This window comes from Burkholderia sp. BCC0419, from assembly GCF_902830285.1.
In the GTDB taxonomy this organism is placed as follows: domain Bacteria; phylum Pseudomonadota; class Gammaproteobacteria; order Burkholderiales; family Burkholderiaceae; genus Burkholderia.
This window is the reverse complement of sequence record NZ_CADESR010000008.1, coordinates 149,334-170,044: the sequence shown is the minus strand read 5'-3', so window position 1 is coordinate 170,044 and position 20,711 is coordinate 149,334. Positions and strand designations below refer to the sequence as shown.

20 protein-coding genes are annotated in these 20,711 nt (G+C 68.1%); 8 read left to right on the top strand and 12 right to left on the bottom strand.

What is annotated here, in order from left to right; genetic code table 11:
• Window positions 1–40 precede the first annotated feature (40 nt).
• Window positions 41–262: a hypothetical protein gene (locus tag HWW87_RS29000; protein WP_175823183.1), complete on the bottom strand. Its 222-nt coding sequence runs from the start codon at window positions 260–262 to the stop codon at window positions 41–43.
• Window positions 263–369: 107 nt separating this feature from the next.
• Between HWW87_RS29000 and HWW87_RS28995 the strand changes: the two genes are divergently transcribed.
• Complete coding sequence (locus tag HWW87_RS28995; protein WP_174430053.1) at window positions 370–744, top strand: hypothetical protein; 375 nt, start codon at window positions 370–372, stop codon at window positions 742–744.
• 128 nt (window positions 745–872) lie between these two features.
• Here HWW87_RS28995 and HWW87_RS28990 read toward each other — a convergent pair whose 3' ends face one another.
• On the bottom strand, window positions 873–2,390 hold the full coding sequence (locus HWW87_RS28990; protein WP_175823182.1) for a CoA-acylating methylmalonate-semialdehyde dehydrogenase: 1,518 nt from the start codon (window positions 2,388–2,390) through the stop codon (window positions 873–875).
• 49 nt (window positions 2,391–2,439) lie between these two features.
• Window positions 2,440–3,795 (bottom strand): aspartate aminotransferase family protein, encoded by a 1,356-nt coding sequence (locus HWW87_RS28985; protein ID WP_175823181.1) that lies wholly within the window; start codon window positions 3,793–3,795, stop codon window positions 2,440–2,442.
• Between the two features lie 105 nt (window positions 3,796–3,900).
• On the opposite strand from HWW87_RS28985, the gene HWW87_RS28980 reads away from it, so the two are divergent.
• Entirely contained in the window at window positions 3,901–4,851 is a 951-nt protein-coding gene (locus HWW87_RS28980; protein WP_175823180.1) for a LysR family transcriptional regulator, read from the top strand.
• A gap of 18 nt (window positions 4,852–4,869) precedes the next feature.
• On the opposite strand, the gene HWW87_RS28975 is transcribed toward HWW87_RS28980, so the two are convergent.
• Genes HWW87_RS28975 through HWW87_RS28965 form a run of 3 tightly spaced genes read right to left on the bottom strand, consistent with a single transcriptional unit; the run spans window position 4,870 to window position 6,951 of the window.
• Window positions 4,870–6,111 (bottom strand): MFS transporter, encoded by a 1,242-nt coding sequence (locus tag HWW87_RS28975; RefSeq protein WP_175823179.1) that lies wholly within the window; start codon window positions 6,109–6,111, stop codon window positions 4,870–4,872.
• The gene (locus HWW87_RS28970; RefSeq protein WP_175823178.1) at window positions 6,108–6,443 is read right to left on the bottom strand and encodes a hypothetical protein; all 336 of its coding nucleotides are present in this window, start codon (window positions 6,441–6,443) and stop codon (window positions 6,108–6,110) included. Before HWW87_RS28970 ends, HWW87_RS28975 begins: the two co-directional genes overlap by 4 nt.
• Before the next feature lie 37 nt (window positions 6,444–6,480).
• On the bottom strand, window positions 6,481–6,951 hold the full coding sequence (locus HWW87_RS28965; protein ID WP_175823177.1) for a MarR family transcriptional regulator: 471 nt from the start codon (window positions 6,949–6,951) through the stop codon (window positions 6,481–6,483).
• Between the two features lie 167 nt (window positions 6,952–7,118).
• On the opposite strand from HWW87_RS28965, the gene HWW87_RS28960 reads away from it, so the two are divergent.
• Window positions 7,119–7,610: a 2,4'-dihydroxyacetophenone dioxygenase family protein gene (locus HWW87_RS28960; RefSeq protein ID WP_050010988.1), complete on the top strand. Its 492-nt coding sequence runs from the start codon at window positions 7,119–7,121 to the stop codon at window positions 7,608–7,610.
• Window positions 7,611–7,712: 102 nt separating this feature from the next.
• Here the strand turns inward: HWW87_RS28960 and HWW87_RS28955 are convergent, their stop codons facing one another.
• Together HWW87_RS28955 and HWW87_RS28950 are read right to left on the bottom strand one after the other, a co-directional pair.
• Window positions 7,713–8,861, bottom strand: coding sequence for an epoxide hydrolase family protein (locus HWW87_RS28955; RefSeq protein ID WP_175823176.1), 1,149 nt, complete (start codon window positions 8,859–8,861; stop codon window positions 7,713–7,715).
• 85 nt (window positions 8,862–8,946) lie between these two features.
• The gene (locus tag HWW87_RS28950; protein ID WP_175823175.1) at window positions 8,947–9,906 is read right to left on the bottom strand and encodes a helix-turn-helix domain-containing protein; all 960 of its coding nucleotides are present in this window, start codon (window positions 9,904–9,906) and stop codon (window positions 8,947–8,949) included.
• Between the two features lie 132 nt (window positions 9,907–10,038).
• On the opposite strand from HWW87_RS28950, the gene HWW87_RS28945 reads away from it, so the two are divergent.
• A complete protein-coding gene (locus HWW87_RS28945) occupies window positions 10,039–10,839 on the top strand; it encodes an SDR family oxidoreductase (RefSeq protein ID WP_175823174.1) in 801 nt (266 codons plus the stop codon).
• Window positions 10,840–10,958: 119 nt separating this feature from the next.
• On the opposite strand, the gene HWW87_RS28940 is transcribed toward HWW87_RS28945, so the two are convergent.
• From HWW87_RS28940 to HWW87_RS28930, 3 genes are all read right to left on the bottom strand, one after another.
• Window positions 10,959–12,317, bottom strand: a complete 1,359-nt coding sequence (locus HWW87_RS28940) for an MFS transporter (RefSeq protein ID WP_175823173.1) — start codon at window positions 12,315–12,317, stop codon at window positions 10,959–10,961.
• An 86-nt stretch (window positions 12,318–12,403) separates the two neighbouring features.
• Window positions 12,404–13,762, bottom strand: coding sequence for an MFS transporter (locus HWW87_RS28935; RefSeq protein WP_175823172.1), 1,359 nt, complete (start codon window positions 13,760–13,762; stop codon window positions 12,404–12,406).
• 186 nt (window positions 13,763–13,948) lie between these two features.
• Window positions 13,949–14,908, bottom strand: coding sequence for an MBL fold metallo-hydrolase (locus HWW87_RS28930; RefSeq protein WP_175823171.1), 960 nt, complete (start codon window positions 14,906–14,908; stop codon window positions 13,949–13,951).
• Between the two features lie 177 nt (window positions 14,909–15,085).
• On the opposite strand from HWW87_RS28930, the gene HWW87_RS28925 reads away from it, so the two are divergent.
• On the top strand, window positions 15,086–16,735 hold the full coding sequence (locus HWW87_RS28925) for an IclR family transcriptional regulator C-terminal domain-containing protein (RefSeq protein WP_175823170.1): 1,650 nt from the start codon (window positions 15,086–15,088) through the stop codon (window positions 16,733–16,735).
• 672 nt (window positions 16,736–17,407) lie between these two features.
• On the opposite strand, the gene HWW87_RS28920 is transcribed toward HWW87_RS28925, so the two are convergent.
• A complete protein-coding gene (locus tag HWW87_RS28920) occupies window positions 17,408–17,890 on the bottom strand; it encodes an Lrp/AsnC family transcriptional regulator (protein WP_175733155.1) in 483 nt (160 codons plus the stop codon).
• 284 nt (window positions 17,891–18,174) lie between these two features.
• Here HWW87_RS28920 and HWW87_RS28915 point away from each other — a divergent pair, with 284 nt between their 5' ends.
• The 3 genes from HWW87_RS28915 to HWW87_RS28905 all read left to right on the top strand — a co-directional run bounded on the left by HWW87_RS28915 (window position 18,175) and on the right by HWW87_RS28905 (window position 20,629).
• Window positions 18,175–18,831 (top strand): LysE family translocator, encoded by a 657-nt coding sequence (locus tag HWW87_RS28915; RefSeq protein WP_175823169.1) that lies wholly within the window; start codon window positions 18,175–18,177, stop codon window positions 18,829–18,831.
• Between the two features lie 121 nt (window positions 18,832–18,952).
• On the top strand, window positions 18,953–20,128 hold the full coding sequence (kch, locus tag HWW87_RS28910; protein ID WP_175823168.1) for a voltage-gated potassium channel protein: 1,176 nt from the start codon (window positions 18,953–18,955) through the stop codon (window positions 20,126–20,128).
• Window positions 20,129–20,197: 69 nt separating this feature from the next.
• Window positions 20,198–20,629, top strand: a complete 432-nt coding sequence (locus HWW87_RS28905; RefSeq protein ID WP_175823167.1) for a YqaA family protein — start codon at window positions 20,198–20,200, stop codon at window positions 20,627–20,629.
• Window positions 20,630–20,711: the final 82 nt, after the last annotated feature.

Below are 20,711 nucleotides of genomic sequence, written 5' to 3'. Positions count from 1 at the left end.
CTCGCGCTGACGCAGATATTCCGGCGGAATGCGCGCGATGTCATCCGCGCAAACCCGTATCGGCGTCGTCGACGCCGCAGCGCACGCGCGGCGCGCACTCGGGGACGGATGCCGAATACCGGCGCATGACGACGATCGTCGCGCCGTTGCGCGAGGCCTGCGTGCCGCCGATATGCCCCCCGATCTTCTCGCAGCGCCGCGAAAAACCGCCTATCGTGAATAAGGCGCCCCGTTTGCCGCCATTCGCCCCGGCGTTGCTCACGCGGGCGGGCGGCGACGGTGCCGTGCTCCGGCACCATTCATCGCGATTCCGGCGCACGCTCGCCCGTGCGCGATCGCGGCCGCCCACCGGACTATCAGGAGGCACTCATGAAAGCCGCGCTGCTCGTCAGCTCCGCCCTGCTCGCCATTGCGTCAGCTTCGGCCACGGCCCAGGGATCCATCACGAAGGAAGAAAACGGCGCGCTCGTCGCCGCGAACGGGATGACCGTCTACACGTTCGACAAGGACAAGGCCAACGCCGGCACCAGCGCGTGCACGGGCCAGTGCGAATCCTTCTGGCCGCCGTACAAGGCCAGCGCCACCGACGTGCCGGTCGGGCCCTACACGATCGTCAAGCGCGACGACGGCAGCCCGCAATGGGCGTACAAGGGCAAGCCGCTGTATTTCTTCTCGAAGGACATGAAACAGGGCGATCGCAACGGCGACAACTTCAAGAACATGTGGCACGTGGTCGCGCCGTAAGCCTGCTTTCGCCGCGTTCCGCGTATTTCGCACGGCCGTAAAAAAGCCCGCCCCGATCGTCGATCGGGAGCGGGCCTTGGCAGCTTCGCACGCCGCACCGGCCGCATGCAGCCGGTGCGCGCGTCGGGTCAGCGGTTCGACGGGAAGCTGAACACCGTCCCTTCGCGCACGCCGGCCGACGGCCAGCGCTGCGTGATCGTCTTGCGCTTCGTGTAGAACCGCACGGCATCCGGGCCGTATGCATGCAGATCGCCGAACAGCGAACGCTTCCAGCCGCCGAACGAGTGGTACGCGACCGGCACCGGCAGCGGCACGTTGATGCCGACCATGCCGATCTGGATGTTGTCGCTGAAGTAGCGCGCGGCCTCGCCGTCACGCGTGAACAGGCACGTGCCGTTGCCGTATTCGTGCGCGTCGATCAGCGCCATCGCGTCGTCGAGCGACTTCAGGCGGATCACGCCGAGCACCGGCCCGAAGATCTCGTGCTGGTAGATCGGCATGCCGGGCTTCACGTTGTCGAACAGGCACGGGCCGAGGTAGTAGCCGCCGTCATGGCCGTCGACCTTCACGCCGCGACCGTCGACGACGAGCGTCGCGCCCGCTGCCACACCCGCTTCGACGAAGCCCGTCACCTTCTCGAAATGCTGCTTCGTGACGAGCGGGCCCATGTCGATGCCCGCGCCGTTGCCCGGGCCGACCTTCATCTTCTCGATCTCGGCCTTCAACCCCGCGACCACCTGGTCGCCCGTTTCGTCGCCGATCGCGACGACGAGCGGAATCGCCATGCAGCGCTCGCCGCACGAGCCGTATGCGGCGCCCATCAGTGCGTTCACCGCATTGCCGATGTCGGCATCCGGCATCACGACCGCGAAGTTCTTCGCACCGCCGAGCGCCTGCACGCGCTTGCCGTGCGCGCAGCCGGTCGAGTAGATATATTCCGCGATCGGCGTCGAGCCGACGAAGCTCACCGCCTTCACGCGCGGATCGGTCAGGATCGTGTCGACCGCTTCCTTGTCGCCGTTCACGACGTTCAGCACGCCCGGCGGCAAGCCGGCCTCGAGCGCGAGCTCGGCCATGCGCAGCGTCGACGACGGCGTACGCTCGGACGGCTTCAGCACGAACGTGTTGCCGCACGCGACGGCCATCGGCCACATCCACAGCGGCACCATCACCGGGAAGTTGAACGGCGTGATGCCGGCTGCGACGCCGAGTGCCTGGAACTCGCTCCACGAATCGATCGCGGGGCCGACGTTCTTGCTGTGCTCGCCCTTCAACAGTTCGGGCACGTAGCTCGCGTATTCGACGTTCTCGATCCCGCGCTGCAGTTCGCCCATCGCATCGGCGAGCACCTTGCCGTGCTCGGCCGTGATCAGCGCGCAGAGTTCTTCCGCGTGCTCCTCGAGCAGCGTCTTGAAGCGGCTCATCACGCGGGCGCGCTTCAGCGGCGGCGTGTTGCGCCATGCCGGGAACGCGGCCTGCGCGGACGCGATCGCGGCTTCGACGGTCAGCTTGTCGGCGAGCGCGACGCTCTTGTGCGATTCGCCGGTGGCCGGGTCGAACACCGGCTGGACGCGGCTGCCGCCGTCGACGCGCTTGCCGTCGATCAGGTGGCCGACGGTGGAAGTCACATTGCTGTCGTGTTTCATGTGTCTGGCTCTTTCGTGAATTCGGTTGTCGCTGCGGGCGAGCCGTGGCTCAGTCCACTTCGTTCAGTGCGTCGGACAGCGCGTTGACCAGGTTGTCGATCTCGCGCTGCTCGGCGATGAACGGCGGCGCGAGCTGGATCGTGTCGCCGCCGTAGCGCACGTAGAAGCCCTTCGCCCAGCAGCGCATCGCGATCTCGTACGGGCGCCGTGCCGGCTCGCCCGGCAGCGCGGCGATCGTCAGGCCGGCCGCCAGCCCGTAGTTGCGGATGTCCGTGATGTGACGCTGGCCCTTCAGCCCGTGCACGGCCGCCTCGAAATGCGGCGCGAGATCGCGCACGCGGGCCACCGCGTCTTCCTTCACCAGCAGGTCGAGCGCCGCGACGCCTGCCGCGCAGGCAACCGGATGCGCCGAATACGTATAGCCGTGCGGGAACTCGAGCATGTACTCGGGGCCGCCCGCGGCCATGAACGTGTCGTAGATCTCCTTCGTCGCGATCACGCCGCCGAGCGGCTGCACGCCGTTCGTCACCTGCTTCGCGAAGTTCATGATGTCCGGCACCACGCCGAATGCGTCGGCGCCCGTCATCGCGCCGGCGCGGCCGAAGCCCGTGATGACCTCGTCGAAGATCAGCAGGATGTCGTGCGCAGTACAGATGTCGCGCAGGCGCTTCAGATAGCCCTTCGGCGGCACGACCACGCCCGCCGAACCGGAGAATGGCTCGACGATCACGGCCGCGATGTTCGATGCGTCGTGCAGCGCGATCAGCTCGAGCAGGCGGTCGGCCAGCTCGGCGCCGTGCTCGGGCATGCCGCGCGAGAACTTGTTCTCGGCCAGTTGCGTATGCGGCAGGAAATCGGCGTCGATCCCCTGGCCGAACAGCTTGCGGTTCGCGCCGATCCCGCCGACCGAGATGCCGCCGAAGTTCACGCCGTGGTAACCCTTCTCGCGGCCGATCAGGCGCGTTTTCGTGCCCTTGCCCTTCGCGCGCCAGTAGGCGCGGGCCAGCTTCAGCGACGTGTCGGCCGCTTCCGAGCCCGAACCCGTGAAGAACACGTAGTCGAGGCCGGCCGGCGTCAGCTCCTTGATCTTGTTGGCGAGTTCGAACGATTTCGGATGGCCGAACTGGAAGGCCGGCGCGTAATCGAGCTGCGCGACCTGGCGGCTCACGGCTTCGACGATTTCCGTGCGGCCGTGACCGAGGCCCGTGCACCAGAGGCCCGACAGGCCGTCGAAGATCTTGCGGCCTTCGCCATCGGTGTAATACGCGCCCTGGCCGGACACGATCATGCGCGGATCGGCCTTGAACTGGCGGTTGGCCGTGAACGGCATCCAGTGCGCATCGAGCCATGCGGCGTCGGTGCGGAGGTTCGTGTCGTCGTGCTGGGCGGTGGTGATGTCGGTCATGTCGGTCGGCGCGGCGCGCCCCTCCTCCTGGTGATGATGTTGCACATTGTCGGGACGCCAATTAGTCTTTTGAATATCGCAATATCAATGTTCACTTGCTCAACTATGCAAGCAAAGAAACCGAAGAGCCGCGCGCTGCTCGGGCAGCTCAGCGACATGGATCTCCGCCTGCTGCGGGTCTTCAAGGGCGTCGTGCAGTGCGGCGGGATGGCGGCGGCCGAACTGGAACTGAATATCGGCATCTCGACGATCAGCCGGCACGTGAAGGATCTGGAAACGCGGCTCGGCCTCGTGCTGTGCCGGCGCGGCCGCGCGGGCTTCACGCTGACGCCCGAGGGGCAGACGGTGTACGAGGAAACGCTGCGGCTGCTCGCGTCGATGGAAGCATTTCGCAGCAGAATCGACGGCATTCACGACAAGATGGGCGGAGAACTGCATATCGCGGTATTCGACAAGACGGCCACCAACCCGCATGCGCGCCTGGGCGACGCGATCCGCCAGTTCGCGGACGAAGCGCCCGACGTCACGCTGAACCTGCACGTCGCGTCGATCAACGAGGTCGAGCGCGGAGTCATCGACGGCAGCTACCAGGTCGGGATCATTCCCGTGCACCGCAACTCGGGCAGCCTCGTGTATTCGGCGCTGTTCGACGAACGGATGCTGCTCTACTGCGGCCGCCAGCATCCGCTCTTCGATGCACCGCACGGCAAGCTCACGTGGACGACGATCCGCCACCACGCGTTCGCCGGGCTCGGCTTCCATTCGCCGAACATGGAGCTGAGCCATCGCGCGAAGCTCACGCGCAGCGCGACCGCGTCGGACCAGGAATCGATCGCGACGCTGATTCTGTCGGGTCGCTATCTCGGCTTCCTGCCCGATCACTACGCGGAGAGTTTCGAAAACAAGGGGCTGATGCAGCCGATCGCGCCGCACCGGTTCAATTACCGGTGCCGGTTCGTGAGTCTGCTGCGGCGCTCGCCGCAGCCGCCGCGGGCGGCGCTGCTGTTCCAGTCGTGCCTCGACGCTGCGCATGCGGCGGCGCGGCCGGCGGCATAGCGGCGGCTTTCGGTTCGGTCAGGCCCCGTCGCCGCCCGTGCGCGGCTGCGCCCGCTTGCGCGTGACGAAATGGGTCGCGACGAGCGCCGCCGCAAAGCCGGACGCCGCGCCGACGCCGAGCGCCCAGCGCGGGCCGAGATGGTTCGCGACCCAGCCGGCCACCGGCGCGCCGATCGGCGTGCCGCCCAATGCGACCGCGAGGCGCAGCGCCATCACGCGGCCGCGCATCGCCGGCTCGGTGGACAGTTGCATCAGGCTGTTGGTCGAGTTCATAAAGGTGATCGCGGCGATCCCGGTCAGCACCAGCGCGGCGGCGAACGACCAGTAGCCGGGCGCCAGCGCGGCGAACGTACAGCCGAGCCCGAACAGCGTCGCGCCGATCCACAGATGACGGAACCGCGGCTGCTCGCGGCGCGCGGCGAGCAGCGCACCCGAGATCGTGCCGACCGCCATCATCGACGACAGGAAACCGAACCCGCGCGCATCGACGTGAAACACGCTGGCAGCCATCGTCGAAATGTACAACTGGAAATTGAGCCCGAACGTGCCGATCAGGAACAGCATCACGAGGATCGCCGTCAGGTCCGGGCGGCGCCATACATAGCGGAACCCGTCGAGCAGGCTGCCGCGCGAGCGACCCGCCCGCACGTTCGCGCGCAGTTCGTCTTCCCGAAGCCGCGACAGCGACGCCAGCACCGCGAAGAAGCTGAGCCCGTTCGCGAGAAACGCCCAGCCAGTGCCGACCGATGCGATCAGGAAGCCCGCCGCCGCCGGGCCGACCATCCGCGCGGCGTTGAACGACGTCGAATTGAGCGCGACCGCGTTCGCGAGTTCGCGATCGCCGACCAGTTCCGCGACGAAGGTCTGCCGCACCGGCGCGTCGAACGCCGACGCGCAGCCGAACAGGAACGCGAACACATACACGTGTTCGAGCCGCACCGCGCCGGTGACCGTCAGCACGCCGAGCACGAGCGCCAGCGCGCCCATCAGCGCCTGCGTCGCCATAAGCAGCTTGCGCTGGTCGAAGCGGTCGGCCGCATAGCCGGTCCACGGCAACAGCAGCAGTTGCGGCCCGAACTGCAGCGCCATCACCGTGCCGACCGCCGAAGCGTCGTGATGCGTGAGCTGCGTGAGGACGAGCCAGTCCTGCGCGGTGCGCTGGATCCACGTGCCGATGTTCGACACCAGCGAGCCGATCGCCCACACGCGGTAGTTGAAGCTGCGAAGCGAGCGAAATACGCCCGCTGCCGGCACGCTCATGGCCGCGCCCGGTCCGGCTCGTTGCCGCCGTGCAGTTCGCCGAAATGCCGCGCGAGGAACAGGCCGAGCACCAGGATGCCGAGGCCCAGTGCCGCCGCGTCGGCCGTGATCTTCAGGTCGAAATCGCCGACCCGGCACACGAGCGCGTAAGCGATGCCGAGGTTCACGACGCCCCACACCACGTTCACGGTGGACGACGACAGCCCGCGCCCAGGCGGATTCGCGAACGGCGTCTGGAACGGCTCGCCGCGCAGCCCGCTGACGAGATGCGGCACGACGTTCGCGAGAAACGCGCCGCCGAAGAAGTACGACACGAGATGCAGGAGATTCATGGGCGGGTTGTCCTTTCGGCGAGCGGGTCGATGCGGTTCACGGACGCGCCGGGTCCTGGAATTCGGCGAGCCGCTGCAGCAGCTTCACGGCCGCCGCGAGCTCGGCCTGTTCCGCCGCCGACAGTTGCGCATGCAGCGCGCGGAACAGCCAGTCGTCCTTGGCCGCGCGGTTCGCTTGCAGCACCTTGCGGAAACCGGGCGTGAGCGCGATCAGCGTCTGCCGTCCGTCGGTCGGATCGGGCGCGCCGGCGACCGCGCCGAGCGTCTCCAGCATCGCGACCGTCACGCGCATCGACTGCGGGCGGACGCTTTCGGCACGTGCAAGCGCCGACACGGTCGCCGGGCCGTCGCGATCGAGCCGCAGCAACACCGATTTCTGCGAGGACGTGAGGTCGTTCGGATGGGTCTGCTCCCGCATCCGCCGCATCAGCTTGCCGACCGAGATGCGGAGTTCGCCGGCGAGACCGGCCAGCGGGAGTATGTCGGGGGGAGAGGATGGCGCGTTCATGCATTCAATATAGCATATATACAGTCAAACTGTACAGTTTGACTGTATATTTCATCGAGTAAGGATCGGACCGCCGCGCACGTTTTCGGCGCGACGCCGCACCCGTTCGGCCGCGCGATCCGGCTCTGCGATAATGCGGGCTTCCCGTTTCCGCTCCGCCTTCCGCCATGACGCAGCCGTCCGCCCCGCTCTCCACCGACCTGCCGCCGATCTCGTGCCTGCCCGGCGATGCGCTGCCGTGGCTGCCGATGAGCGCCGACCTGCCGGGGCTCGCGATCAAGTACCTCCATATCAATGCGGCCGAGGACACGCTGACCGCGCTGCTGAAGATGCCGGCCGGCGGCACGCTGCCGCGCCACCGTCACGACGGCGAGGTGTTCGTCCATACGCTGCAGGGGGCGTGGCGCTACCGCGAATACGACTGGGTCGCGCACGCGGGTTCGACAGTGCTCGAACCGGCCGGCTCTGTGCACACGCCGGAAACGCTCGGCGCGCCGGGCGAGGATGTGATCACGCTGAACGTGATGCGCGGCGACCTCGTACTGCTCGACGACGACGGCCGCGAAACGGCGCGCGAGAACTGCCGCGTCGCGCTGCTGCGCCAGCGCAAGCATGCGCGTACGGCGCCGGATGCGGCCACGGCGTTCGTTACGCGGTAATGACGCGGCAAGGCGGGCGACGCGATCCGCATCGAGCCGCTCCCGTCCCGCGTGTGCGACCTCCGGGTATAGGTTTCCGCCCTCCGCCGGCTTGCCCGCCCGTTACCGGAAGCGCCTGAAAAACCGCCGAATATCGTCGGCCAGCAAGTCCGGCTCCTCCATCGCCGCGAAATGGCCGCCGCTCGGCATGTCGGTCCACTGCACCACGTCGAATACCCGTTCGAGCCAACTGCGCGGCGGACGGCTGATCTCCTTCGGAAAGCGCGCGAACGCCACGGGTACCGCCACGCGCTGCCCGGCCGCGAAGCGCATCGACTGCAGCCGGTTCTCCCAATACATTTGCATCGACGAGCCGATGCAGCCGGTAAACCAGTAGAGCGAGATGCCCGTCAGAAGCGTGTCGTGCGAAAAACGGCGCGCGACGTCGCCGTCGCAATCGCTCCACGCACGGAATTTCTCGGCGATCCACGCGGCCAGCCCGAGCGGCGAATCGTTGAGCGCGACGGCCAGCGTCTGCGGCTTCGTCATGTGGACGTGCGCGTACCCGCCTTCGAGCGCGGCCCAATCGCCGCGCTGCTTCAGGAATGCCTGCTCGTCGTCGGTCAGCGGCCGCGCCGCGTCGATCGCTGGTTCGTAGCTGCCGGGCAGGTAGTTCAGATGGATGCCGTCGACCACGCCCTCATGCCGCGCGCCGAGCGCGACCGACACGCCCGCGCCCAGATCGCCGCCCTGCGCGCCGAACCGTTGGTATCCGAGGCCGGCCATCAATTCCGCCCAGCAGTCGGCGACCTGAAGCGCCGATGTGCCGGGTGCCGCCGGTGCGGGAGAGAACAGGAAGCCGGGCAGCGACGGCGCGACGATGTCGAACGCGTCGTCCGGATCGCCGCCGAACGCGGCCGGATCGCACAAGCGATCGATCAGCGCGTGGAATTCGAATGCGGAACCGGGCCAGCCGTGCGTGACGACGAGCGGATAGGGTTTTGGCCCCGTACCGCGACGATGTACGAAATGCACACGCCGGCCGCCGACGTCCGCGACGAACTGCGGCAGCCGGTTCAGCGCGCGTTCCACCGCGCGCCAATCGAAGCCGTCGGCCCAGTACGCGGCCAGTTCGCGCAGCCATGTGCCGTCGACGCCCTGCTGCCACGGCTCGGCGGGCGTCAGGTTCGGCGGGCGGTGGTCGCGCAGGCGCCGGCGCAAGTCGTCAAGCGCGTGCTCGGGAATCGCAATGTCGAACGGGTCAGTGTGCACGGTGTCTCCTCGCGACGAATGTCGACAGGATTCTGCGCGATTTTGCCGGCACGCGCTGAACGGGTCCCGCCGCCCCGCCAGCTCGTCAGCCCGTTTCCCGCTCGTCCGCCCGCGCATCGCGTCGCAGCGCCTGCGGCGGCACGCCGAACCCGCGCACGAACGCCTCGCGCATGTGCCGGCGGTCGCGAAAACCGTTCTCCTTCGCGATCACGTCGAGCGGATGACGACTCTGTTCGATCATCAGCCGCGCCGACTCGAGCCGCAGCCGCTCGATCGCCTTCGCGGGCGACTGCCCGGTTTCGAGCGTAAACACGCGGCTGAACTGGCGCGGGCTCAGATGCACGGCCTCGGCCAGATCCTCGACGGTCAGCGCGCGGCCGAGATTCCGCCGCGCGTAGTTGAGCGCGTTCTGGATCCGGTCGGATTTCGGCGCAAGCTCGAGCATTTCCGAATGCTGCGACTGGCCGCCGGCCCGGCGCTGATGCATTACCAGCTTGTGCGCGACCGACCGTGCGGCATCCGCGCCGAGATCCTTTTCCACCATCGCGAGCGCGAGATCGAGGCCGGCCGTCATCCCGGCCGACGTCCAGATCGGGCCGTCGACAATGAAGATCCGGTCGTCCTCGACGCGAATCTCCGGGTAGTGCCGCTGCATGTCGCGGCCGAACGCCCAGTGCGTGGTCGCGCGACGCTGCGCGAGCAGCCCCGCCTCGGCCAGCACGAACGCGCCCGTGCAGATGCCGGCGATCCGCCGCGCACGCGCGTTCGCGCGGCGCAGGTAGGCGACGATGCCGGCCGGCGCCGGCGCGGCGAGCGGATCGTTGACGCCCGCGACGATCCACGTATCGACGCCGAGCCGCCCGCGCAGCGCGCGCGTGGCGACCGGCAGCCCGAGCGACGAACGCACGTCGCCGCCGTCGACCGAGTAGTTGTCCATCGCATAGAACGGCGCGTCCATGCCCATGTTCGCGTACTCGAACACCGACTGCGCGGCGAGCGCCATGATCTGGAAGCCGTCGCTGATCAAAAAGCCGATTCGGTGCATGTGTGTTCTCCGGTCCCGTGCCGATTGGCCCGATGTCCGGAATCATACCCATCTACGTCATTTGTGTCGCAACGCTTCGAGGCCAGAATGCCTTCACGCCATCCGGCCATCCTCATCGAAACGGAGCACATCATGACGCAAGCACATCGCGGTACCGCCCTCATTACCGGCGCGTCGTCGGGCATCGGCGCCGTCTACGCGGACCGCCTCGCGCGCCGCGGCTACGACCTGATCCTGGTCGCGCGCAGCCGCGACCGGCTGAACGCCCTCGCCGACCGCATCACGAACGATACGCAGCGCAGCGTCGAGATCGTCGACGCGGATCTCAACGACCGTACGGCGCTCGCCGCCGTCGAAGCCAAGCTGAAACAGGACGCGAGCATCACGCTGCTCGTGAACAACGCCGGCATCGGCACGCATGCGCCGCTGCTCGACAGCGACGTCGACGCGATGACGCGGATGATCGACCTGAACGTGACCGCGCTCATGCGGCTGACCTATGCGGCCGTGCCCGGCTTCGTCGCGCGCGGCCACGGCGCGGTGATCAACATTTCGTCGATCGTCGCGATCTCGCCGGAAACGCTGAACGGCGTGTACGGCGGCAGCAAGGCGTTCGTGCTCGCGTTCAGCCAGTCGCTGCATCACGAGCTCGCCGACAAGGGCGTGCAGGTGCAGGCCGTGCTGCCCGGCGCGACGGCCACCGATTTCTGGCAGACGGGCGGCCTGCCGCTCGAGCACCTGCCGAAGGAAATCGTGATGACGGCGCCGGACATGGTCGATGCGGCGCTGGTCGGTTTCGATCGCGGCGAACTGGTGACGATCCCGTCGCTGCATGCGGGTGACGAATGGGAGGCTTACGAGGCCGCGCGCCGCGCGATGGCGCCGCATTTGTCGGCCGATACGCCGGCCCCGCGCTACGCGGCCGTGCGCTAGTCGGACAGTATCGGCATCGCGCCCGGGCCAGGCCGGCATCTCGCGTGGCCGTTGCTCACCGAGCGCGGGCCGGACGACATCGTCCGGCCCGCCGCGTCGATGCATCCGGCGCAGGTCGATCAACGCGGCGCGTGCGCCGGCTCCCGCGGCGTCGCCCGCACGCCCAGCAGCATCGCGACCGCGCACGCGGTCAGCAGCGCCGCGATCATCAGCATCGCCGGGTCCATGCTGCCGGTTCGCGTGCGGATCAGCCCGACGATCCACGGCGTGATCATCCCGCTCGATACGCCGATGCTGCTGATCAGCGCAATGCCGCCTGCCGCACCGGCGCCCGCGAAATACGCGGACGGCACGGCCCAGAACACCGGATGCGCGGCGAAGATCAGCATCGCTGCGATCGACAGCAGCGCCATCATCGCGACGATGCCCGGCGGGTGCAGCGTCAGCAGCGCGAGCGCCACCGCGCCGCCGAACGCACACGCGGCGAAATGCCGGCGGCGTTCGCGCTTGCGGTCCGAGCGCCGCGCGATCGCGATCAGGCCCGCCGCGCCGATCGCGTTCGGCACGATCGACAGCAGGCTGATGTGCACGACGTCGTGAATGCCGAATTCGCGAATCATCAGCGGCATCCAGAACAGCAGCATCAGCAGCGCGGTCGTCAGCGAGAAATAGATGAACGCGAACAGATAGGTGCGCGGCTCGGCCAGCACCTGCCGCAGCGAAGCTGCCGCGTGCGCTGGGGCATCCGCGCGATCCGCGGCGAGGTCGGCCGCGAGCCGCTGCCGGTCGTCGTCGGACAGCCAACTCGCGTGTTCGGGGCGGTCGCACAGCCAGAACCACGCGATCACGCCGAGCAGGATCGCGGGCGCGCCTTCGATCGCGAACATCCATTGCCAGCCGTGCAGACCGAGCACGCCGGACATCCCGCGCATCAGCCAGCCCGACAGCAGCCCACCGACCATCCCGGCCACCGCGACGCCCGCATAGAAAATCGACAGCACCGACGCGCGACGGCGCGCGGGATACCAGTAGGTCAGGTAGAACACGACGCCCGGGAAGAAGCCGGCTTCGAACAGCCCGAGCAGGAAGCGCAGCACGTAGAACTGCTTCGCGCTGTCGACGGTGATCATCGCGACCGACACCGCGCCCCACAGGAACATGATCCGCGCGAACGTGCGGCGCGCGCCGAAGCGACGCAGCAGCGCGTTGCTCGGCACCTCGAACAGCACGTAGCCGACGAAGAACAGCACCGCGCCGAGGCTGTACATCGCATCGGTCAGGCCGAGATCCTGCCGCATCTGCAACTGCGCGAAGCCGATGTTGCTGCGGTCGAGGATCGATACGATGTAACAGATGAACAGGAACGGCACGATGCGCATGCCGATGCGGCGGTACAGCACGTCGTTGCCGGCCGAGTCCGTCGAACCGGCGCCGGACGCGACGGCCGGTGCGGCGTGCGCTTGAAGAGGGGCTGACATCGATCGTCTCCTCGAGGGATTCGGGTGCGGACGGAGAGAAATCGCCGGTCGCCGCCGCCCGCGGGCAGCGACCGGTCGTCACGTGCTCAGCCGCGCCGCGCGCCTTCGCCTTTCACGCCGACCATCAGCGCCACGCCGCTCGCGACCAGCAGCGCGGCGAGCAGATACACGGCCAGATCCATGCTGCCCGTGCGGGTGCGGATCATCCCGATCACCCACGGGCTGACGATGCCGCTCGTGATCCCGATGCTGCTGATCAGCGCGATCCCGGCCGCGGCCGCGTTGCCGGACAGGTAGCGGGTCGGCACGGCCCAGAAGATCGGCAGCGCCGCGAAGATCAGCGTCGCCGCGATCGACAGGCACGCGAGCATCGCCGCGAAGCTGTGCAGGTGCAGCGTCAGCGCCGCGAGTGCGAGCCCGCCGCCGATCGTGCAGCACGCGAAGTGCTTGCGGCGCTCGCCGGTGCGATCCGAGCGGCGCGCGATCAGCACCAGCCCCACCGCGCCGACCGCGTTCGGCACGACCGTGTAAAGGCTCACGGCCACGACGTCGGTCACGCCGAAGTCGCGGATCATCAGCGGCATCCAGAAATTGAGCGTCAGCGACGCGCAGGTCAGCGAGAAATAGATGAACGCGAACAGGTACACGCGCGGGTTCGCGAGCGCGGCCATCACGCTGCGCCCGTCGTGCGCGCCGCCGGGTGTGCGTCCTTCGGCGCACAGCGCGGCGACGCGCGCCTTTTCGTCGGACGTGAGCCACGTGGCGTCCTGCGGCCGGTCGACGAGGAACGTGAACGCGGCGAACGCGAGCAGGATCGCCGGCGCGCCTTCGATCGCGAACATCCACTGCCAGCCGTGCAGCCCGAGCACGCCGCTCATGTCGCGCATGATCCAGCCGGACATCAGCCCGCCGAGCACGCCGGCCACCGCGACGCCCGCGAAGAACACCGAGATCGCCGCCGCGCGCCGGTTCGCGGGGAACCAGTAGGTCAGGTACAGCACGATGCCGGGGAAGAAGCCGGCCTCGAACACGCCGAGCAGGAAGCGCAGCACGTAGAAATGCGACGGCTGCGACACGAACATCATCCCGGTCGACGCGATGCCCCACAGCAGCATGATCCGCGTGAACGTGCGGCGCGCGCCGAACCGCGCGAGCAGCATGTTGCTCGGCACTTCGCAGAACACGTAGCCAACGTAGAACACCGCGGCGCCGAGGCCGTACATCGCATCGCTGAAGCCGAGATCGTGCTTCATCTGCAACTGCGCGAAGCCGATGTTGATGCGGTCGAGAAACGACACGACGTAGCAGAGGAACAGGAACGGCACGATCCGCCACGCGATCTTGCGGAACAGCAGCGCGTCGCTGGATGCGGATGCGGATGCGGAAGTCGGCGCCGAAGCGCTCGCGTGCGCGAGCGTCGCTTCGGCGGGAAGCGATCGGGGCATGTCTCTCTCCAAACGGGCCGCGCGATGTCGAGCGCGTGGCAGTCTCCGAGGGCGTGCATGCGCCCTGCTTTCTTGTGAGACCGGATACGGCTGCCGGCACCGCGGCGCGATGCCGCCGCGAATGCCGCAACCTTCAGGAAAACGGCAAGGCGATCAGGTGAACGCCGCCCCGCCGCCGTGCACCGCTCAGTCCTGCAGCGCGGCCCACATGTCCTTGTCGCGCTGCGCGGTCCAGATGCGCGGATGCGCGATGCCGCTCGCTTCGTCGAACGCGCGCGACACGTCGAACGGCAAACAGTGCTCGTAGATGAACACGTGGCCGAACTTCGGGTCCATCGCTTCGCGCGTGAGCGCCATCGCCGCCTTCAGGTCGAGATTGCGCTCGACTGCCTTGCGGCCCTGCGCGAGCAGCGTCGTGACGAAATCCTTCGTGTAGTCGAGGCCCTTGTCGACCTCGGCCGGATTCAGCAGCGCGGGGCCGCGGCCCGGCACGAGCTTCTCGGCGCCGAGCGCGCGCAGCGCCTCGAGCGTGGCCGGCCACTGTTCGAGCTGCGCGTCGCCGCAATAGCACGCGGCGTCGTATTCGACGAGGTCGCCCGAGAACAGCACCTTCTGCGACGGCAGCCACACGATCGTGTCGCCCTTCGTGTGGCCCGAGCCGACGTGCATGATCTTCACTTCGAGCTTGCCGAGGAACAGCGTGATCTCGCGCTCGAACACGAGCGTCGGCCAGGTCAGGCCCGGCACCGTCTCGACACCGGCGAACAGGCGCGGGAAGCGCTCGATCTCCGACTTCATGTCGGCCTCGCCACGCTCGACGATCATCTCGTACGTGCCGCGACTCGCGATCACCTGCTGCGCGCCTTCGTCGAAGTACGCGGACGCGCCGAGCACGCGCACCGCGTGGTAGTGCGACAGCACCACGTGCTTGATCGGCTTGTCGGTCACGCTGCGGATCTTCGCGATCAGGTCCTGCGCCATCGCGGGCGTCGCGGTCGTGTCGACGATCAGCACGCTGTCGTCGCCGACGATCACGCCCGAGTTCGGGTCGCCTTCGGCTGTGTACGCGTACGCGTTCTCGGACAGCTTCGTCCAGGTGACTTTCTTCTCTTCCAGATCGGCTTGGGAGGCGAATGCTTTGGCCATTGTGCGTTCCGTGGCTGCGAGCCATGTGTTGAGGGGAATGAGCGGATCATCTGCTTGCCTCGAATATTTGTCAATGGCAAACGCGCTTGCTATTGTCTAATACGGGTAAACCTGCGGGCTGGCGCGAGAAATGGCGTCGGATACCATGCGGGGTTTCGTCAACGGAAGAATCATCGCGTGCAGAACCACGAAGTCAGCGCGGACGATGCGCCGCCCAAGGCGCAGCGCGGCATCCAGAGTGTCGAGGTCGGTGGCCGGCTGCTCGACGCGTTCGCGCGCCGGCGCAAGCCGCTCGGACTGTCGGAGCTGGCCGCGGCGGCCGACCTCTCCACCGCGCAGGCGCACACCTATCTCGTGAGCCTGACGCGGCTCGCGCTCGTGAAGCGCGACGCGATCACCGGCAACTACGAGCCGGGCCCGCTGTCGCTGCGGCTCGGGCTGATGTCGATCGAGCGCCAGCCGGCCTACCGCGCGACGCTGCCGCACGCGGCGCGGCTCGCGGAAACGGTCGGCCTGAGCGTCGCGCTGTCGGTGCCGGGCGTGCTCGGCCCGACGATCGTGCGCATCGAGCACGGCGGCTATCCGTTGCACATGAACCTGCACGTCGGTTCGGTGATGTCGCTCGACACGACGGCGACCGGCCGGGTGTTCCGCGCGTTCGGCGACCCCACGCAACTCGACGCGATGGCGGCCAGCCAGGCCGGTGCGGGCGATACGCTCGCCGGCGCCGAAGGCGGATCGGTCGCGCCGGACGCCGAGGCACAACACGTCGAACTCGACGCGATCCGAGCGCGCGGCATCGAACGCAGCATCGACCGGCCGAGCCCGGGCGTCAGCGGCATGTGCGTGCCCGTCTTCGATACGCACGGGCGCCTGCAGCTCGCGTTGACGGTGATCGGTTCGACGGGATCGATCGATGTCGACTGGGACGGCCCGATCGCGGCGGCCTTGCGCGACGCGGCGCGGCAAGCCACCGCGTCGCTCGGCGCGGCGCGTGCGGAGCCGGCGCCCGCGCCGGCGCCGGGCGCCGCGCGCGTACCGCCCGCGCTGGCCGACGACGCCAAAGCGCAGCGCGGGATCAATGCGCTCGACAGCACCGGCGAACTGCTGCTCGCGCTGGTGTCGGCGGGCCGCGCGCTGCCGCTGCGCGATCTCGCGACGGCGGCCGGCATGCCGGCCGCGAAGGCGTTTCCGCATCTTGTCAGCCTGCAGAAGATCGGCCTGCTGAGCCGCGACGACGCCGGCTGCTTCGACGGCGGCCCGCTCGCGCAGGCGCTCGGCCTGATCGCGATGCAGCGCGTGTCGCCGACGCGCGACGCGGAAGCCGAGATCGTCGCGCTCGCCGGCGCGACCGACATGAGCGTGGCCGCCGCGACGCTCGGGCCGCTCGGGCCGACCGTGATCCGGCTCGAGGAATCGGCGCGGCCACAGCACGTGAGCCTGCAGGTCGGCACCGTGATGTCGCTCGTCAATACGGCGATCGGCCGGATTTTCGCGTCCGGCATGTCCGACGACGTGCTGGCCGATCTGCTCGCCAACGAACCGGTGCGCCTCGCCGGCGCGCCCGCCGTACCGGACGACGCGGCCTTCTGCGCGCGGCTCGCGGCGATCCGCGCGGACGAACTCGATTTCGCGTTCGACGCGCCGGTGCCCGGCATCGGGACGATTGCCGCCCCCGTGTTCGATCACACCGGCAGCATCCGGCTCGTGATCGCGATCATCGGCTCGTCGCGCGGCTTCCCGCGCGGGCCGGACAGCGAACTGGCGCAGACGCTGCGGGCCGCGACGCGGCGGCTGTCCTGGCGATTCGGGTGGATCGGCGGGTAATCGTCGGCCCATCGCCGCGCCGTCTCGCCGCCGCTCGGCCTTCCTCTCTTGCCTGCTCAACGCGAGACGGTGCTCGCCACGGCCTCGTCACGCCTGGTCGCCACGCGAAGGCGAGCACGGACGCGGGCGCGCCAAAATCCATGTTGCGCCGCAGCAACATAAATTGTCAGTAATTCTCATATAACGAAATCGCATTTCACAAGGCGGCGAAGTTTCTCTATGATTAGGGTTATCCCTAACTCACCACCTATATGGGGTTTTCGTCATGCAAACGTCTAATGTCTCGAACCGTTCCACCGAATCCGCTGGCTGGCTCGCACGTGTTGGCGAACTGCTCGCAGAAGCTTGGGCACTGCACCTCGAGAACTGCGCAATCATCGCTGAAGCGCACGCACGCCTGCCGCGCTGAGCGCAGCGACTGGCCGCCGGCCGGCGGCACGATAACCGGCCTGACCCTGACCCGCTTGCCGGGACGCGCGCCTGACGGCCGCCGCGTCCGGCATCGGAGCGGTCGTAGCGGAAGATTCATCCGTTTTCCTGCCCCGCTGGTATTTCCCGCCTGCATTCGCTGTCGGGCCGCGCGCACTCGCCGCGACAGCCCGATTCCCGCCCTTCTTCAGCACGGCCGCCAACCTCGTCGTCACGACGATGCGCCGCCCTGCGCCGCCCTCCTCACACCTGAATCGACGGCACGTCCTTCATGCACCGCAGCGCGAACATCGAGCGACTGTGGCGAATGCTCGAAATCCGGTACAGCTTCTCGCGCAGAAAGCGTTCGTAGCCGGCCGTGCCGTCCACCGCGACCTTGATCCAGTAGTCGTATTCGCCCGACACGAGATACGCCTCGAGCACCTCGGGCAGCGCCGCGAGTTCGGCGCCGAACCGCGCGAGCGCGTCGTCCTCGTGGCGATCGAGCGTGACTTCGAGAATCACGATGTCCGCATAGCCGAGCATGCGCTGGTTGACCAGCGCGACGTAGCCGTCGATGTAACCGTCGAGTTCGAGTTGCCGCGTGCGGTTCCAGCATGCGGTGGTCGACATGCCGATCTGTTCGGCCAGTTCGGCGTTCGACAGACGCGCATTTTTTTGCAAGGCACCGAGGATCTTGCGGTCCTGGTTGTCGAGGGTTTTCGGCGAGCGTTCGCGGGTAGCCATGGCGGAAAGAATCTTCTACTGAAAATTCGAATTCTATCTGAACAGGATTCCGGTTTCGGGTGTGTTTTGCTGGAAAACAGGAAGCCTTTTAACCGGGCCACTTGATACATTTTCTCCATGCCTGTTGTCCGGCACGCTCCGCGCGACAACCCCTTCGCATCGGGACGCCTGGCCGCAATCACGAGTTGCGGCGCCGGACATGCAGGCATGCGATCCCCGCCTCCCGCGCGCCTATCCGGCTGCCCGGGCCGGCGCCTGACTCCCCCGTTTCCGCACTTCCCGTCATGTCGTTCAGGCTTTATCTGTCGTTCGTCGCTGCGTCCGCCGTCCTCATCTACGCCCCCGGCCCTGTCAACCTCCTCACGATGAATCAGGCATTGCGCGCCGGCTGGCGCCGCGCACTGCCATGCGTATGGGGCGGCACGCTCGCCGTGCTGCTGCAACTCGCGCTGACCGCGCTGTGCCTGAATTCGCTGGTCCACCTCGATGAACACGCGCTGACCGTGCTGCGCTGGGCCGGCGCCGCGTACCTCGTCTGGCTCGGCGGCAAGCAATGGCTGAGCCGTGCGCCGGCCGGCGCAGCCGCGGCACCGGCCGACGCCGGCGCCGAAACGGCAAGCGCCGCGCCGGACACCGACACCGGGCGCGCGCTGTTCTGGCGCGGCGTCGCAACTTCCGGGCTGAATCCGAAGACGCTGCTGTTCTTTCCGTCGTTCTTTCCGCAGTTCATCAGCCCGAATGCCGACTGGAGCCTGAACCTTCAATACCTGTTGCTCGCCGCGACGTTCGCGCTGCTGTTCGCCGGCGGCGTCGCGTCGATGGCGCTGTTCTCGCACCGGCTGAGCCGCACGCTGCAACGGCCGGCGCGGATGCGTGCGATGAACCGCGTAACGGGCGGGCTGCTCGTCGGGATGGGCGCGATCATGGTCGGCTGGAACTGAACGGCCGCGCGTGCGGGCTTCGTCGACGCCGCCGCCAGGCCCCTCGAAAAAGCAGCCGGGCGCCGAATGCTTTAGGGTAGCGGCTCTTTCGTTGGACATGCCCGGGCTGCCGGGCGACTGAATGAAGCACGTCACATCCCGCCTGCGGCGCCTGTTCGCGCCGATCGGCCTGCACTGGTATCTCGCCCTCCTGCTCGCACTCGATGCGCTCATGGTGCTGCGCCCCGTCGTCGAACACGCGCGGCTCGGCCTGCATCGCGCGTGGCTCGCCGATGCGCTGAACCTCGTCGACAACATGGGGCTCGTCGTCCTGCCGCAGGTCGTCGTCGCAGCCGGCCTCGCGACGATGGCCATCGGCATCGTGCTGCGCGCCCGCGTCGCATGGGTGCTGTCGATCCTGCTGCTGGTCGCGGCCGCCGCGATCAGCGTGCTCGGCGGCTATCGCAGCCACGCGGTGTTCGTCTATACGGCCGTGCTGGTCGTCGCGCTGCTGTACTACTGGCGGCACTTCGACCGCGCGAGCGTGGCCGCCAGCAGCCTGTTCGCGTTGCTGAGCATCGTGTCGCTGCTGATCTACGCGACCTTCGGCGTGCTCTATCTCGGCGACGAATTCACGCCGCCCGTCCACGATCTCGCCACTGCCGTCTATTTCTCGATCGTGTCGATGTCGACCGTCGGCTACGGCGACATCGTGCCGCACGCACCGACCGCGCGCCTGTTCACCGCATCGGTGATCGTGCTCGGCATCACGGTATTCGCGACGTCGATCAGCGCGGTCGTCGGCCCGGTGATCGGCGGCAATCTGAAACGGATCGTCAAGGGAGGTATTTCGAACGTGATCCGCAAGCATCATTTCCTGATCGTCGGCGCGACACCCGTCGCGCATGCGGTGCACGACGGGCTGCGCAAGCGCGGCTACGCGGTGACCGTCGTCGTGCCGGCCGGCGTCGAGCACAACTATCCGGCCGCGACCGATCTGATCGTCGGCGATGCGACCGACCATGCGGTACTGGAAAGCGCCGGTGCGGCGACCGCGCGCGCGGTGCTCGCGCTGCGTTCGGACGACGCCGAAAACGCGTTCATCATCCTCGCGATCCGCGAGATCGCGCCGTCGGTACGCACGGTTGCGCTCGTGAACCACCAGCGCAACCTCGAACGGCTGCGGCTGTTGAAACCGGACATGGTGTTCTCACCGCAGCAGCTCGCGGGCGAACTGCTCGCCAGCACGCTCAACGACGAACCGGTCGACAAGTCGATGATCTCGCACCTGCTGTTCGGCACGACCGATGCCGCGTGATGCCGTGAGCCGGTGATCCCCTGGCCGCGTGACCCGGGCCCGCCGCCGCCTGGCCGGTACAATCGCGCGATGTCCGAATTGCTCACCTACGGCGGCCTGTTCGCCGTGTCGATGGTCGCCGCGACCCTGCTCCCGCTGCAATCCGAAGCCGTGCTCGCCGGCCTGCTGCTCGCCGGGCGCGAGCCTGTGTGGGCGCTGCTGCTCGTCGCGAGCGTCGGCAACGTCGCCGGCTCGGCGATCAACTGGGCGCTCGGGCGCGGCATCGAGCACTTCCGCGAGCGCCGCTGGTTTCCGGTCAAGCCGTCCGCGCTCGCGCGCGCCGAGCGCTGGTATGCGCGCTACGGCCGCTGGTCGCTGCTGCTGAGCTGGGCGCCGGTGATCGGCGATCCGCTCACGATGATCGCCGGCGTGCTGCGCGAGCCGCTGCCGACCTTTCTCGCGATCGTGACGATCGCAAAGGTCGGCCGCTATCTGGCCGTCGCATGGCTCGTGGTGCACTGACGCCGTTCGCCATCCGGTTTCGCCTGTCGCGCCGGCGCCCCCGCCGCCGTGCGCGCGCCGCTAAAGAATTCGCCGAAACTGC